General features: G+C 71.0%; 11 protein-coding genes. 8 read left to right on the forward strand and 3 right to left on the reverse strand.

From position 1 onward, the window contains the following. Positions 1–165 precede the first annotated feature (165 nt). The 8 genes from AB0B89_RS27900 to AB0B89_RS27935 all read left to right on the forward strand — a co-directional run bounded on the left by AB0B89_RS27900 (position 166) and on the right by AB0B89_RS27935 (position 13799). Positions 166–6801, forward strand: coding sequence for an SDR family NAD(P)-dependent oxidoreductase (locus AB0B89_RS27900; RefSeq protein WP_358558763.1), 6636 nt, complete (start codon positions 166–168; stop codon positions 6799–6801). Between the two features lie 64 nt (positions 6802–6865). Beyond that, on the forward strand, positions 6866–7738 hold the full coding sequence (locus AB0B89_RS27905) for a 3-hydroxyacyl-CoA dehydrogenase NAD-binding domain-containing protein (protein ID WP_358558765.1): 873 nt from the start codon (positions 6866–6868) through the stop codon (positions 7736–7738). A 41-nt stretch (positions 7739–7779) separates the two neighbouring features. Beyond that, on the forward strand, positions 7780–8037 hold the full coding sequence (locus tag AB0B89_RS27910) for an acyl carrier protein (RefSeq protein ID WP_358558767.1): 258 nt from the start codon (positions 7780–7782) through the stop codon (positions 8035–8037). A 2-nt stretch (positions 8038–8039) separates the two neighbouring features. Further along, on the forward strand, positions 8040–9200 hold the full coding sequence (locus AB0B89_RS27915; protein WP_358558769.1) for an acyl-CoA dehydrogenase family protein: 1161 nt from the start codon (positions 8040–8042) through the stop codon (positions 9198–9200). Further along, entirely contained in the window at positions 9200–10270 is a 1071-nt protein-coding gene (locus AB0B89_RS27920) for an HAD-IIIC family phosphatase (RefSeq protein WP_358558771.1), read from the forward strand. Before AB0B89_RS27915 ends, AB0B89_RS27920 begins: the two co-directional genes overlap by 1 nt. A gap of 10 nt (positions 10271–10280) precedes the next feature. Continuing rightward, on the forward strand, positions 10281–11069 hold the full coding sequence (locus AB0B89_RS27925) for a thioesterase domain-containing protein (RefSeq protein WP_358558773.1): 789 nt from the start codon (positions 10281–10283) through the stop codon (positions 11067–11069). Next, on the forward strand, positions 11066–11860 hold the full coding sequence (locus AB0B89_RS27930) for a 4'-phosphopantetheinyl transferase superfamily protein (protein ID WP_358558775.1): 795 nt from the start codon (positions 11066–11068) through the stop codon (positions 11858–11860). The genes AB0B89_RS27925 and AB0B89_RS27930 overlap by 4 nt, the downstream gene beginning before the upstream one ends. Positions 11861–12302: 442 nt before the next feature. Then, a complete protein-coding gene (locus tag AB0B89_RS27935) occupies positions 12303–13799 on the forward strand; it encodes a hypothetical protein (RefSeq protein WP_358558777.1) in 1497 nt (498 codons plus the stop codon). Positions 13800–13956: 157 nt separating this feature from the next. On the opposite strand, the gene AB0B89_RS27940 is transcribed toward AB0B89_RS27935, so the two are convergent. The 3 genes from AB0B89_RS27940 to AB0B89_RS27950 form a co-directional block, all read right to left on the reverse strand. Continuing rightward, positions 13957–14115 (reverse strand): hypothetical protein, encoded by a 159-nt coding sequence (locus AB0B89_RS27940; protein WP_358558779.1) that lies wholly within the window; start codon positions 14113–14115, stop codon positions 13957–13959. 24 nt (positions 14116–14139) lie between these two features. Next, the gene (locus AB0B89_RS27945) at positions 14140–14379 is read right to left on the reverse strand and encodes a hypothetical protein (RefSeq protein ID WP_358558781.1); all 240 of its coding nucleotides are present in this window, start codon (positions 14377–14379) and stop codon (positions 14140–14142) included. A gap of 207 nt (positions 14380–14586) precedes the next feature. Further along, positions 14587–15531: 5'-nucleotidase C-terminal domain-containing protein (locus tag AB0B89_RS27950; protein WP_358558783.1), on the reverse strand; the 945-nt coding region annotated here is incomplete at its 5' end.

The following is a 15531-nucleotide window of genomic DNA, read 5'->3' on the forward strand; positions in this document are numbered from 1 at the left end:
CAGCCCGACACCGGCAACATGGAGGTCCTCTCCATGTTCGGCGACGAGTGGCAGCGGATCGGGCTGCCGGCCTACCCGTTCCAGCGGGAGCGCTAATGGATCGACCCGCCCGCCGGGCACGCGGCGACGGCGGCCGGTCCCGCCGCCGATCCGGCCGGGGCGGCCGTGCCCGAGCGGGCCGCCGCCCACGTGCGGGTGATGGTCCCGCGCTGGGCCGAGGCCGCGCTGCCCGTCGAGGCGCAGGACCTCACCCGGTGCGTCCTGCTGGCCGACGGCACGGGAGTCGCCGACGCGCTGGCGCGGTCGCTGAGCTCCGCGGGCACCGAGGTGGTGACCGTGCGGGCGGGCGACGCCTTCGCCGAGGTGGCCGGAGGCTACGTCCTCGACTTCGGTTCCCCGGACGACCACACCGCACTGGTGAGCCGGCTCGCCGCCGGCGGGCCGGTTACCATCGTGGACCTGCGCATGCTGGACGGCGGCGGCACCCGCCGCGACCCCGCCGACGCCGTGCTCCCGTTCGCCCGGATGCTGGACGCGTGGGGCAGCGACGGGGCGGGCAGCGCCAGGATCATCCTGGTCACCCAGGGCGGGCAGGCGGTGGCCGACGGCGAGAGCCCCTCGCCAGGCCACGCCGCCGCCGCCACGCTGCCGCTGGTCGCCAACCAGGAGTACCTCAACCTCGACTGCCACGCCGTCGACCTCGACACCCAGGTGGACGCCGCCGGGGCCGCCGAGGCGCTGGCCGCCGAGCTCCGCAGGCCCGCCGCCGACGTGCTGGTGGCCTACCGGGACGGCCGCCGCCACGTACGCGGATACGTCCCGGCGGAGCAGGAGCCGGAGAACGGGACAGAAGGGCCGGGGATCCGGTCCGGCGGGACCTACCTGGTGACCGGCGGGCTCGGCGACGTCGGCCTGCTCGTGGCCGGGCACCTGGTGCGGTCGGGCGCGTCCCGGGTCATCCTCACCAGCCGCGGCGGCGTGCCCGACACCGAGGGCGACCCCCGGTACGAGGGCGTGCGCCGGCTGCGCGCGCTCGGCGCCGAGGTGCTGACCCCGAAGGTCGACGTCACCGACGCGGACGCGATGCGCGCGATGCTCGCCGAGACGCTGCCCGGCGGCGTCCGGCTCGACGGCGTCGTCCACGCCGCCGCCGAGACCGGGCGCGACACCTTCCGCTCCCTGCACGAGCTCGACGCGGGCGCCGTCCGGCGGCACTTCGGCGCCAAGGTGGGCGGGGCCCTGGTGCTGGACGAGGTGGTCCACGAGCTCGGGCTGGAGCGGGTGCCCGACTTCTGCGTGCTGTTCTCCTCGACGTCGTCGCTGCTGGGCGGCATCACCTTCGGCAGCTACGCGGCGGCCAACGCCGCGCTGACCGCCATCGGCTACCGCCGCCACATCAAGTACCAGGACGGGCGGTCGCCCACCCGGTGGGTGACCGTGAGCTGGGACACCTGGTCCTGCACCCTGGAACGCATCGAGGGCGGGATCGGCGCCGCGATGGCCGCCCACTCCATGAGCACCGAGGAGGGCCTGGCCGCCCTGGACCAGGTCCTGGCCGGGCACGGGCCGAGCCTGGTGGTGGCGGCGGGCGGCCTGGACGACCGGCTGCCCCGCGCGACGGCCGCGCCCGAGTCCGCGCCCGGCGACGGCACCCGGTTCCCGCGCCCCGAGCTTCCCCAGCCGTACAGCCCGCCGCTGAGCGCGACCGAACGGGCCCTCGCGGAACTGTGGGCGGACGTGCTCGGCATCGAGCCGGTCGGCACCCGGGACAACTTCTTCGACCTCGGCGGCAACTCCCTGGTCGCCCTGCAGATGCTCGCCCTGGTGAAGAAGCGCTTCGGCATCGCGGTCCCGACGGTCATGCTCTTCGAGGCGCCGACGGTGTACACACTCGCGGGCATCCTCGACGAGAAGGGCGCCGCCGCCCCCCGGCCCGCCCCGGCCCGCGCCACGGCGACGGCGGTGGCGCGCGCCACCGCGACCGTACGGCCGCAGAACCCCGCAGCGGCGCGGGCGGACGACCGGCGCATCGCGATCGTCGGCATGGCCGGGCGCTTCCCCGGCGCGGACGACGTCGGCGCGTTCTGGCGCAACCTGCGGGAGGGCGTCGAGTCGATCAGCTTCTTCTCCGAGGAGGAGCTGCTGGCCTCCGGGGTCGAGCCGGACCTGATCAAGGACCCGTCGTACGTCCCTGCCCGGCCGGTGCTCGACGACATCAGCGGCTTCGACGCGGCGTTCTTCGGCATGAGCCCCCGCACGGCCGCGCTCACCGACCCCCAGCAGCGGGCGTTCCTCGAGGTGTGCTGGCAGGGGCTTGAGCAGGCCGGCTACGCGGCGCCGGAGCACCGGGGCAGGGTCGGCGTGTTCGGCGGCACCAACATCAGCACCTACCTGCTGCAGATGGGCGAGCGCCTCCTGGACGAAGACGAGGGCGTCAGCCACTACGAGATCATCATGGGGAACGACAAGGACGCCCTCACCACGCAGGTCTCCTACCTGTTCGACCTGTACGGGCCGAGCGTGGCGGTGCAGACGTTCTGCTCGACCTCCCTGGTGGCGGCGCACCTCGCGGTGCAGAGCCTGCGCAACGGCGAGTGCGAGCTGGCGCTGGCCGGCGGGGTGTCGATTCGGGTCCCCGACCGGGTGGGGCACCGGTTCGGGCCGGGCGGCATGGAGTCGCCCGACGGCCACGTGCGCACCTTCGACGCGCAGGCGCGCGGCAGCATGTTCGGCGACGGAGCCGCCGTGGTCGTGCTCAAGCGGCTCTCCGACGCGCTGCGCGACGGCGACCACGTCTGGGCCGTGATCCGCGGCTCGGCGATGAACAACGACGGCGCGCTCAAGGTCGGCTACACCGCGCCCAGCGTCGTCGGCCAGGCCCGGGTGATCGCCGACGCCATGGCGGACGCCGGGGTCACCGCCGAGGACATCAGCTACATCGAGGCGCACGGTACCGCGACCGAGCTGGGCGACCCGATCGAGGTCGCGGCGCTGACCCGCGCGTTCGGCCCGACCAGGGACAAGCAGTACTGCCCGATCGGGTCGGTGAAGACCAATATCGGGCACCTGGACCGCGCGGCGGGGGCGAGCGGGCTCATCAAGACCTCGTTCGCGCTGAGCGACAAGGTGATCCCGCCCAGCCTGCACTACACCAGCCCCAACCCCGAGATCGACTTCGAGGACAGCCCGTTCTACGTCAACGCCGAGCTGTCCCCCTGGCGCACCCGAGAGGGGCGTCCGAGGATCGCGGGGATCAACTCGCTCGGCATGGGCGGCACCAACGTCCACATGGTGGTCGAGGAGGCTCCCGCCCGGCCCGCCGCCGCGCGGGCGGACTCCGCGTCCTCCCGCCGGTACCAGGTGCTGCCGATCTCGGCGCGGAACGCCACCGCCGCCGGCCAGGCGTGCGAGCGCCTCGGGGAGCACCTGCGCGCCGAGCCCGGCACGCGGCTGGCCGACGTGGCGTACACCCTGCAGGTCGGGCGCAAGACGTTCGAGCACCGCCGGGCCGCGGTCGCCGCCTCCGTCGAGGAGGCCGTGGCCGCGCTGAGCGGGGAGTCGGCGGAGGGCGTGCTGAGCCGCGTCGACACCGTCCAGGGACGCCCGGTGGCGTTCCTGCTCGCCGGGGTCGGCGAGCAGTATCCCGGAATGGCGGGCGAGCTCTACCGGCGCGAGCCGGTGTTCCGCGCCGCCCTCGACGAATGCCTTGAGCCGCTCCGCGAGGCGTTGCCGGACGTGGACCTGAACGACCTGCTCGCCGGCGAGCGCGGCGGGGGCCTCGGCCTCGCCGCCCTGCTGGGGCGTGGGGGCTCCGGCGGCGCCGACGGGCGGGTCTCCGCCCTGGAGCGCACCGAGGTCGTCCAGCCCGCGCTGTTCGCCCTGGAGTACGCGCTGGCGCGCACGCTGATGGCCTGGGGCGTGACCCCGAGGATCATGCTGGGCTACAGCCTCGGGGAGTACGTCGCGGCCTGCCTCGCCGGAGTGCTGTCGCTGCCGGACGCCCTGGCGCTGGTGGCGCACAGGGCGAGGCTGATCTCGAAGGTCCCGGCGGGCTCGATGGCCGCGGTGTCCCTGCCCGCGGGCGAGCTGCGCCGCCGGTTCCGGCTGGAGGAGCGCGGCCTGGACATCGCCGCCGTCAACGGCCCGCAGGTCGCGGTCGTCGCCGGCCCCGTGGAGCCGATGGAACGGCTCGTCGCCGACCTGCGGCGCGCCGAGATCGCGTGCCGGCCCCTGGAGACCACGCACGCGTTCCACTCCAGGATGCTCACGCACCTGAGCAGCGAGCTCACCGACTGGGTGAAGGCCAACGTGCGGCTCAACCTTCCGGAGCTGCCGTACATCTCCAACCTGACCGGTGAGCTCGCGCACGCCGACCTGGTGTGCGACCCCGCGTACTGGGCCCGCCACATGTGCGGGACGGTCCGGTTCGCGGCCGGGATCGACACCCTGCTCGCCGATCCCGAGCTGGCCGTGGTGGAGATCGGCCCCGGCCAGTCGCTCGGCGCCCTGATGCGGGGCGCGGGCTGCCCGCCGCAGCGGTGGCCGCTGATCCTCAACGCGCTGCCCGGCGGGAGCGACGGCCGCCCCGGCGACGCCGTGCTCGCCGGCTGCCTCGCCCGCCTGTGGCTGGTCGGCGCCGAGATCGACTGGACCGCCTACCACGGCCGCCACACCGATGCGGAACCCGGCGACCTCGCCGGGCTGCCGGGCCGGGTCCCGCTTCCCACCTACCCGTTCCAGCGGCACCGCTACTGGATCGACCCCCCGGCCCGCACCGGCCGCCGGAGCCGTACGGGCGCGCTCGCGCTGCCGGGGGAGGCCCCCGATCCCGCCGACCTGTTCGAGGCGATCACCAGCCTGCCCAAGCTCCCCGAGGAGCAGTGGCTGTACCTGCCGGTGTGGCGGCAGACCTCGGCGCCCGCGCCGAGTGAGCGGCAACCCGCCTCGTGGCTGGTCTACACCCGCGAAGGGGTGGCCGACGACGTGCTCGCCGAGCTGCGGCGGGAGGTCGCGGAGACCGGGGCGTCCATCAGCCTGGTACGGCCCGGCGAGGCGTACGCCGCGACCGGCGACGGCTACACGCTCAGGCCGGGCAGCGTGAAGGACACGCTCGCGTTGCTGCGCGACCTGCGCACCGCCGACCGGCCGTTGGAGCGGGCGGTCCACCTGTGGACGCTCGGCGCGGCACCCGGCGACTCCACCGTCCAGTACGGCCTGCACACCCTGGTCGCCCTCGCCAGGGCGGCGGCCGAGTCCGGGACCGACGACTGGTCGCTGGACGTCGCCGTCTCCGGCACCCAGCAGGTGCTGCGCGACGACGTGTCCGACCCGGATGGCGCGACGCTGATGGGCCCGTGCCTGGTGATCCCCCTGGAACATCCGAAGGTGGCCACCCGGCTCGTCGACGTCGCGGCGGCCCCGGCCGGACCCGTGATCGCCGGCCTGGTCGCCGAGCTGCGCCGGCCGATGACCGACCGTACGGTCGCGCTGCGGCACGGCCGCCGCTGGGTGCCCGGCTACGAGACCATGGCGCCGTCCGCACCCGACACCGGCGTGCTGCGGGAAGGCGGCGTCTACCTGGTCACCGGCGGGCTCGGCGGCATCGCGCTCGGCATGGCCGAGCACCTCGCCCGTGACTGCCGGGCCAAGCTGGTGCTGCTCGCCCGTCGCGGGCTGCCGCCGCGCGAGGACTGGGCCGGCATCCTCGCAGGAGGACCCGGCGCGGAGGCGTACGACGAGGACACCCGGCGGCGGGTGGCCCGCGTCGGCGAGATCGTCGCGCTCGGCGCGGAGGTCGAGATCGTCACCGGCGACGTGAGCAGCACGCAGGACGTACGGAGCGCGGTCGAGGTGGCAAGGGAGCGCTTCGGCGCGCTGCACGGCGTGCTCCACGCCGCAGGAGTCCCGGCCATGGGACTGATGCAGTTCAAGCGCCCCGAAGAGCTGGACGCGGTGCTGGCCCCGAAGATCGCCGGCACGCTGGCCATCGCCGAGGCGCTGCGGATCGGCGAGCCGGACGAGATCGAGCTGGACTTCCTGGTGCTGTTCTCCTCGATCACCTCGGCGACCGGCGGCGGCCCCGGCCAGGTGGACTACTGCGCCGCGAACGCCTTCCTGGACAGCTGGGCGTACCGGCTCGCGGACTCCGGCCGCCGGGTGATCTCGGTCGACTGGGGCGAGTGGACCTGGAACGCCTGGGAGGCGGGCCTGGCCGGGTACGACGACGAACTGCAGAAGTTCTTCAGGGAGAACCGGGCCCGCGTCGGCATCGGGTTCGAGGACGGCTGGCGGTCCCTGCTGCGGGCGCTGGCCTCGCGGGAGCCGAGGGTGGTGGTGTCCACCCAGGACTTCCCGACGGTCGTCCTCGGCAGCTCGCGGTTCAACCTGGAGGCGGTGACCTCGCCCGCCATGAGCGGCGGCGGCGAGCGGCACCCCCGTCCCGAGCTGGTCACCTCCTACCAGGAGCCCTCGGGCGCCACGGAGGAGACGATCACGGCGATCTGGTGCGAGTCGCTCAGGCTCGACCGGGTCGGGGTGCTGGACAACTTCTTCGAGCTCGGCGGGAACTCGCTGCTCGGCGTCTCGATCGTGGCCGCCCTGCGCCGCGAATTCGAGCTGGACGAGCTCCCGCCGCACATCCTCTACGAGGCGCCGACCGTGGCCGCGCTCGGCGCGACCATCGAGGCCCTCACCTCGGGTGCGGCCCCGGCGTTCGAGAACGCAGACGGCGGCAGCCAGGTACGCGCGCAGCTCCGCCGCTCGGGCCTCGAAGCCTCGGCGGCCCGCAGGCGCGGCCGATAGCACCACCACCAGCAAGGGCGCCGGCATGCCGGCACGGCAGTGAACGACGAGAAACGGAGTGGTCATGACGGTTATCGGCGTAGTGGGCGCGGGTGTCATGGGCGTCGGGGTCGCCCAGAACCTGGCGCAGACCGGGCACGAGGTGATCCTGGTCGACAAGGACGAGACGATCCTCAAGGAGGCGCTGGCCACCATCAGGCACAACAGCCGCATGAGCCGGCTGATGGGCGGCCCCGCCCTCGACCCCGACGAGGTGCTGTCGAGGATCACCACCGCCGTCGGCGCCGAGGGGGCGGCCAAGGCCGACGTCGTCATCGAGAACGTGACGGAGAACTGGGACGTCAAGCGGGAGGTCTACGAGACGCTCGACGCGGTCTGCGGACCGGACACCGTCTTCGTCGTCAACACCTCCGCGATCCCGATCACCAAGGTCGGGGCCGTCACCGGGCGGCCGGAGAAGGTCATCGGCGTCCACTTCATGAACCCGGTGCCCGCCAAGCCGGCGGTCGAGCTGATCCCCGGCTTCCACACCTCGCAGGACACCATCCAGCGCACCAGGGACCTGCTGACCGCGATGGGCAAGAAGGCCATCGACGTCAAGGACTCGTGCGGATTCGTCTCCAACCGGGTGCTGATGCTCACCGTCAACGAGGCGGCCTTCCTCGTACACGAAGGCGTGGCCGACGCCGCGTCGGTGGACGAGGTGTTCCGCAGCTGCTTCGGGCACCCCATGGGCCCGCTGGAGACCGCCGACCTGATCGGCGTCGACACGATCCTCTACAGCGTGGAGGTGCTGTACGAGCACTACGCCGACAGCAAGTACCGGCCGTGCCCGCTGCTGAAGCAGATGACCGACGCCGGGCTGCACGGCCGCAAGACCGGCCGCGGCTTCTACACCTACGACGGCGCCAGCCGGCCCGTCGGCTCGACCCTCTGACCGCTCGTCCTTCTCGCACAGACAATCAAGGGAGTCATCAGATGTCAGACATCGCCAAGGCCCAGATCCTCGACTTCGTCCGCAGCCGCTACCCGCAGGCGGAGATCACCGAGTCCCAGGACATCTTCGCGCTCGGGTTCGTCAACTCGCTGTTCGCCATGGAGCTGGTGATGTTCGTCGAGAAGGCGTTCGGCGTCACCATCCCGAACGAGGAGCTCCGCATCGACAACTTCCGGACCGCGGACTCGATGTCCGACCTGGTGGCCCGGCTGTCGTCGGACCTCGCCGTCCAGGTGTGACGATGGCGACCCCGGCACAGATCGCGACGGACGCCGCGACGGACACGGTCCAGGTCGTGGACCGGCGTTCCGCACGCGCGTTCGTCGACACCCACATCGCTCCGTACGCCGACGCCTACGACCAGAAGGGGCGCGTACCCGAGGAGCTGCTGGACCGGATCGCGGAGGCGGGCCTGTGGGCCCCCTTCCTGCCGCCCGAGGCGGGCGGAGCCGGGATGGACATGGTGACCCTCGGAGAGGCCCACGAGGAGGTGGGACGCGGCTGCTCGTCGGTGCGCAGCCTGCTCACGGTTCACACGATGGTGTCGTGGGCCGTGCAGCGGTGGGGCACTCCGGCCCAGCGCGAGCGGTGGACGCCGGCGCTGTGCCGGGGGGACGTCCTCGGGGCGTTCTGCCTGTCGGAGCCCGGCGCGGGCAGCGACGCCTCGGGGATCACCTCCACCGCCGCCGAGTCCGGCGGCGGCTGGGTGCTCAACGGGGTCAAGAAGTGGATCACCGGCGGTCAGCGGGCGGACGTGTACCTGGTGTTCGCCAGGACCGCGTCCAGCATCGGGGCCTTCCTGGTCCCGAGGGACGCTCCGGGGGTGCAGGTCCGCCCGATCGACGACATGCTCGGAACCCGCGCGTCGATGCTCGCGGAGGTGTCGTTCCAGGACGTCAGGCTCGACGGGGACGCGCTGCTCGGCCCCAGCGGGTTCACGGCGGGCATGGTGCTGACCGGCACGCTCGACCTCGGGCGCTACAGCGTGGCCGCGGGTTCGGTGGGCATCATCCAGGCCTGCCTGGAGGCGTGCGCCACCTACACCGCGCGCCGCGAGGTCGGCGGGTCGGTCCTGCGCGACCGGCCCCTCATCCAGGCGAAGCTGTCCGACATGATCACCGACGCGCGGGCGGCCCGTCTGCTGTGCGCCGAGGCCGGACGGCTCAAGGACGCCGGAGAGGCGTCCACGCTCATGGCCACCTGGGTGGCCAAGTACTTCGCGTCCACCGCCGCCGCCAGGCACGCCTCGGAGGCGGTCCAGATCCACGGCGCCAACGGATGCGGTCCTGACTATCCCGTGGCGCGCTTCTACAGGGACGCGAAGGTGATGGAGATCATCGAGGGCAGCAACGAGATCCAGCGGATCACCATCGCTGGGCAGGTGGACAGGGAGCTGATGTGATGAGCGTGGCCCAGGAGAGCGTCGTCGTCCTCCCCGAGAAGCCGGTGCAGGGACGCGTCAAGTGCATCGTGTGGGACCTCGACAACACCCTGTGGGACGGGGTGCTGCTGGAGGACGGCGACGTCACCGTACGGCCGTCGGTCGTGGCCCACATCCGGCGGCTGGACGCCATGGGCGTCCTGCACTCCATCGCCAGCAAGAACGACCACGACGCGGCCGTCGGGAAGCTGAGGGAGCTCGGGCTTGAGGAGCTGTTCCTCTACCCGCAGATCAACTGGAACGCCAAGTCCGACTCGATCCGCAGGATCGCCAAGGCGCTCAACCTCGGGCTCGACGCGTTCGCGTTCGTCGACGACCAGGAGTTCGAGCTCGCCGAGGTCGCCCACGAGGTGCCGGAGGTGACCCGCGTCGACGTCGCCGGCCTGGACGAGGCGCTGGCCCAGCCGCTGTTCATCCCCCGCTTCGTCACCGACGAGTCCGCGCAGCGCCGCGTGATGTACCAGGGGCAGATCGCCAGGGACGAGCTGGAGGACGGGTTCGTCGGCACCAACGAGGAGTTCCTCGCGGGCCTTCAGATGGCGTTCACCATCGCGCCGGCCCGCCGCGAGGACCTTCAGCGGGCCGAGGAGCTGACGGTGCGGACCAACCAGCTCAACTCGACCGGGCGTACGTACTCCTATGAGGAACTGGACGAGCTGCGCGACTCCCCGGACCACCTGCTCCTGGTCGCCTCGCTCACCGACCGGTTCGGGAGCTACGGGAAGATCGGGCTCGCCCTGGTGGAGAAGGACGAGAAGGTCTGGCGGCTGTGCATGATGCTGATGTCGTGCCGCGTGATGTCCCGGGGGGTCGGCATGGTGATGCTCAACCACATCATGCGCCTCGCGGACGAGGCGGGCGTCGCCCTCCAGGCCGACTTCGTGGAGACCGGCAGGAACCGGATGATGCAGATCACCTACGCCTTCGCGGGGTTCCGCGAGGCGAGCAGGGACGGCGCCCACGTGGTGCTGGAGGCCGACCTCACAGGCGTGCAGCCCCCGCCGCCTTACGTCCAGCTTGAGATCCTTTGATGAGGCAGACATGACCGTCAATGACCTGACGAGCAGTGATGTGATGGCTCGGTGGCTGCCGTTCCGAGGCCAGACCGGGGCCGAGCCGACCGCGCTCGCGCTGTACTGCCTGCCGCACGCGGGCGGCGCGGCCTCGGCCTTCCGGGTGTGGCAGCGCAAGGTGCCGGGGGTGGCGGTGCTGCCGGTGCAGCCGCCCGGCAGGGACAACCGGCTCAGGGAGACGCCCTACGAGCGCATGGGGCCGCTGGTCGCCGACCTCGCCGACGTCGTGCTCGCCGACCTGGCGCTCGGCCCCGAGGGCCGCAGGTACGCCGTCTACGGGCACAGTCTCGGCGCGCTCGTGGGCTTCGAGCTGCTGCGGGAGATCCGCCGCCGCGGCGGGCCGGAGGCGGCGCACCTGTTCGTCTCCGGGTCGGTCGCCCCGCACCTGTCGTACGAGATCGGGCCGTTCGTCCGGGACATGACCCGGCCCGAGGTGGTGGACATGCTGCGCAAGCTCGGCGGGACGCCGGAGTGGCTCCTGGCGGACCCGGGGGTGCTCGACATGATCCTTCCGGCCGTGCAGGCCGACTTCACCATCAAGGAGACCTACGAGTACCAGGAGGGGCCGCCGCTGGACGTCCCGATCACGGCCATGCCGAGCGCCGAGGACCCGAGGGTCGACCGGCGCCTGGTCGACGGCTGGGAGGAGCACACCTCACGCCGGTTCGCCCTGCACCCCTTCCTGGGCGGCCACTTCGCGGTCTTCGAACAGGCGGCCCTCACCCACAAGTACATCACCGAGGCCCTGAGAAGATGACCACCACCGGGCCCCGGGTCCAGGGGCTAACCCTCGACCGAGACGCGGAGAAGCCGACCGCGACCGGGCCCTGGGTCTCTCGCATCCACCTCGACCGAGACGCGGAGAAGACGACCGGGCCCCGGATCTTCCGGGTTCACCTCGATCAGCCCGACGACTCGCGGTGGTGGCGGATGCTCTCCGACACCGAACGCGAGCGGGCGTCACAGCTCGCGAGCCCCACCGAGAAGCACCGTTTCACGATCGCGCACGCCGCGCTCCGCGCCATCCTCGGCCGGCTGTGCGGCGTGCGCGCCTCGCGTCTCGCCTTTCACACCGAGGCCGGGGGACGGCCGTACCTGGCGCTGCCGGACGGCCGTCCCCCGCTCGACTTCAACCTGTCCCACTCGGGGGAGTGGGCCCTGGTGGCGGTGACGCCGCCGGGCTCGCGCGTGGGCGTCGACATCGAGCTGATCCGCCCGGATCTCGACTGCCTGGAGATGGCCGGTCGCATGTACCAGCCCGCGGAGGTCGACCGCCTGCACCACACCGACCCGGCGGCCCGCCACACCGAATACTTCGCCCTCTGGAGCGCCAAGGAGGCCTACGTCAAGGCCATCGGCGTCGGGCTCACCGGGCTCAGAGACGTCCTGGTGAACCGAGAAGCCGACGCACCCCACGGCACCGTGCTCTCGCGTACCCACCCCGGCGCGCTGTGGCCGGTCCGCTGGCTCGACGCAGCCCCCGGCTACTCCGCCGCCCTCGTCACCGGCCCGGACAGGCGGCAACCCCCGCGTTCCTGCGGCATATGACCTGACCGTGGCGACATTCGGCTGCCCCGACACGAGGCGTCCGTCGACCTGTGCTGGATTCTTATCCGGGCTCACACGTGAAAGGCATTCCATACCTCGATCTTGATGTGGGAATGTCCGCTTCGCGGAATATGTAACTTCCGACATGAATAAGGTAGATTCGCCGATCATGCTGCCAATCGCCGGCGGAGGGATGGGGTGGCTCCGCCGGTCATCGGTGCCTGGTCCCGCGTATGGCGGCCCTTGCCTATGACGGACTCGGTTCCGATGTCCTACGGGGATCGATCTAGGGGACGGTTCGATGAAGCCATACTTACGGCGCCTTCGCGGCGCGACTCTGCCCTTGTTACTCACGACGCTGGCCATCCTCGGGACGCTGATCACGCCGAACACGGCGCAGGCGGCGGCGTACGCCGGCGGTGGGAAGGTCGCATGGACGTACGTGTCGTTGACGCATCCCAAAAAGTCCTACTGGGACAGTTCGGAAGACGCGCCGGTGGGGACGGGCGTGAAGCCCGCCGGCATCTTCCGGTCTTTCTTCCGGATGGACACTTCCAAGGTCATCGGAAAGCACATTCTGCGGGCTATTTTCAGCGCCTATCAGAACAGCGGACCTTGCGAGCCTAATGTCGAGTTGTGGGTGACCGAGGAGATCACCCCCAAGACGACCTGGCTGAAGCAGCCGAAATGGCTCAAGAGACTCGACGCCGGTACTGCTTCCGACCCGTACGGTGGCTGTTTCTTCGGTTGGACGGTAACCGACCTCGTCACCGAGGCGGCTGCTCGCGGAGACCGGTACATCACCTTCGGCCTGCGTTCCGCCCACGAGACAGGGCCCCGCGAACTGCACGTGTTCGAGAGCGATGTGGCATCCGACCCATATTTCGGGAAGCTACCCAGTCCATGGCTGCACATCGACTACAACACCGCCCCCCATGTGCCCTCCGAGTTGCGGGCCTGGTCGGACACGTTCGGAGTCGGCTGCTCCAGCAGTGGAGTGCCCACCGGCGACGGTGGATACGTCAGAACGACGACTCCGGCGCTCAGCGCCAAGTTCACCGACGAGGACGAAACCTGGCAGCAGATTCGCGGACGGTTCCAATGGGCGGTGCCAGGAGGGGACACCCTCGGCGAATTCGTCACCGAGTTCACCTATGTCGGCTCCACGCAGCGCATCTGCGTCCCATCCGGGGCCCTCGCCGACGGAGGCACATACGTGTGGCGCGTGCGGGCCGAGGACCAATATCAGCCGGCTGGCTCGATTGAGTTCGGTAGCGAGGTAGGTGAATGGAGCCCGTGGCAGGCGTTCACGGTCGACGTCACGCCACCAGGGCAGCCGGTGGTGTCATCGACCGCCTACCCCGAGAAGGTGGTTGGGGCACGAGTAGGAACCCCCGGTGAGTTCCTGTTCGCGCCCAACGGCGCCTCCGACGTCGTCAGCTACCAGTACAGCATCACGCCCGCTGGTCCCGCGGGCACCGTGGCAGCCGGGAGCGACGGGACGGCCATCGTGACGTTCACCCCGACCCGCGATTTGCCGATGAAGCTGACGGTCAGCAGCACCGACCGTGCCGGAAACCGCAGCCCGACCAAGGTGTACGAGTTCAGAGCCGTCCGCAACCCCGCGCCCACCGTCTCCTCGACGGTGTATCCACAGAACCAGTACGGCGGCGGCGTCGGCATACCCGGCGAGTTCACCTTCGCGCTCAACGGCGCGCAGGATGTCGTCAGGTACAGCTATCGGCTCAACGGAAGCCTCGTAGAGGTGCCGGTCGGCGAGGACGGTACGGCGAAGGTGACCGTGACACCGGACACGGCCGACGAGAACGTCCTGTCCGTGTCCACTGTGGACAAGTTCGGCTATTCAAGCCTTTCCCGTACCTACATCTTCTTCGTCAATACCCCGCCCCCCACTTCGAGCCCGGTCCCGCAGCCCTAGCGGCCCACCACGCGCGGAACGATCAAGGCCCGGGTCGGGAAACGCTCCTGACCCGGCGCCCCGCCGGTGATCGGCCTCCCTGCGCCCCCGTGAGACGATTGCTCGGCTCGGCGGCCCTGTGCTACGGGTGGGATGGCCATCGACTGACCTCGTGATCTCACCGCGAGGGCTCCTCGGAAATGAGGCGCTTGCCCAGCCGTTGCGCCGGAGCCTCCACGAAACGCCACGTCAGCGCGCTGAGTCCGAACAGCAACCCAACTACGCCGACCAGAGCGACCAGCGGTACGGCCAGCGGTTCGAGCCAGAACCCTGACACGGACAGGGACTGGCTCGCGTTGAATCAATCGCCAAGGCTCGATCGCACGGCGCGGAGTTCCTTTCGGAGGTCCTCCCAGGGAAATGATGCGGCGCCCGGGGCTCCTGAGTCGGGTTGGGGGAGGTTGTCGAAATCGAGGAGGACGGTGACTCCCGACGCCCGGAGCAGCTTGATGCTGACCGGGAAGGCCGGATGGCGGGCGAGTGCGACGTTGGGCCACGGGAACGCGATGATCGGCAGGCCGAGGCCGAGGGCTTCGTTCAAGAGGCCGAGTGCGGGAGTGTCGCTGATTCCCTGCGCCCACTTGTCGCGTTCGCACGCTCCGACTGCGCCGCGATCTTGGCCTGCGTGCCTGCGCTGAGCTCTGCGGCAGAGAAGACGACGCCACGCGCGGAACCGTGCTTTCGCGTCCTGCCGGCCGCAGGTGGTCAGGTTCCCGCTGCCGGCACGATGCGGTCGAACAGATGACGCCTAGCCGGTGACGGTGACGCGGTTGACGGCCGGCGGGGCGATCGGCGAGTGCGCGCCCAGGTAGGCGACCAGCGCGTCGATGTCCAGCGGCCCGCTCCACAGGTTGGTGCCTTCCTTGAAGACGCTGAAGCCGCCGCCACCACCGACGATGAGGTTGTTGCCGGCGACCCTGATCTGCTGGGCGTCCGTGACCGGAGTCCCGTTGATCTTGATGTTCGACACATGCGAGCCGACCGGCTGCGACCGGTTCACGGTGTAGGTCAGCGAGGCCGACGAATGCAGGATGCGCACGATCGAGCCGCCGCTCTGCCACTGCTGCTCCAGCAGGGCGTCGAGCTGGGCGCCGGTCAGCGTCACGACCTGCAGGAGGTTGTTGAACGGCTGCACGGTGAAGGCCTCGCCGTACGTCACGACGCCGTCGCCCTCGGACCCCTTCTGGGCGTAGACCAGGTCGTCGCGGACGCCACCCGCGTTCATCAGCGCGATCTCGGCGTTGCCGCCCGTCTTGGTGGCCTCCAGCTGGGAGTCGGCGATCAGGTTACCGAGGGCCGTCTCACCGGAGGGCCCGGACTTGCGGTCGACGTCAGCAGTGATCTTGCCGATGGGCTTGTCCGCGATCTGCGCGACGCGGGCCTTCCAGGTGTCCACCAGCTTCGTGATGTCCGGGTCCGGCGTGACGTCGCGGGTGACCACGTGGTTGTCGGCGACGACCGAGGAGCGGACGACCTCGCCGGTCTTCTTGTCCACCTGGAAGTCGATCGAGGTCAGCACGCGGCCGAACGAGGAGCCCTGGGTGTAGAAGCGGTCCTGGCCGGAGGGGTCCTTGGTCTTGCAGATGTAGGCCTCGTGGGAGTGGCCCATGACGACCAGGTCGACGTCCGAGCTGAGGCCCTGGGCGATGCGGGTGCCCGCGCCCGGGGTGACCGGGCAGGCGTCCGGGCTCTG

Source organism: Sphaerisporangium sp. NPDC049002 (assembly GCF_040649355.1).
GTDB lineage: Bacteria > Actinomycetota > Actinomycetes > Streptosporangiales > Streptosporangiaceae > Sphaerisporangium.

Excerpts from the sequence above, each read along its gene's own strand:
- AB0B89_RS27905 (WP_358558765.1), top strand. The coding sequence starts at position 6,866 with ATGACGGTTATCGGCGTAGTGGGCGCGGGTGTCATGGGCGTCGGGGTC.
- AB0B89_RS27910 (WP_358558767.1), top strand. The coding sequence starts at position 7,780 with ATGTCAGACATCGCCAAGGCCCAGATCCTCGACTTCGTCCGCAGCCGC.
- AB0B89_RS27915 (WP_358558769.1), top strand. The coding sequence starts at position 8,040 with ATGGCGACCCCGGCACAGATCGCGACGGACGCCGCGACGGACACGGTC.
- AB0B89_RS27920 (WP_358558771.1), top strand. The coding sequence starts at position 9,200 with ATGAGCGTGGCCCAGGAGAGCGTCGTCGTCCTCCCCGAGAAGCCGGTG.
- AB0B89_RS27925 (WP_358558773.1), top strand. The coding sequence starts at position 10,281 with ATGACCGTCAATGACCTGACGAGCAGTGATGTGATGGCTCGGTGGCTG.
- AB0B89_RS27930 (WP_358558775.1), top strand. The coding sequence starts at position 11,066 with ATGACCACCACCGGGCCCCGGGTCCAGGGGCTAACCCTCGACCGAGAC.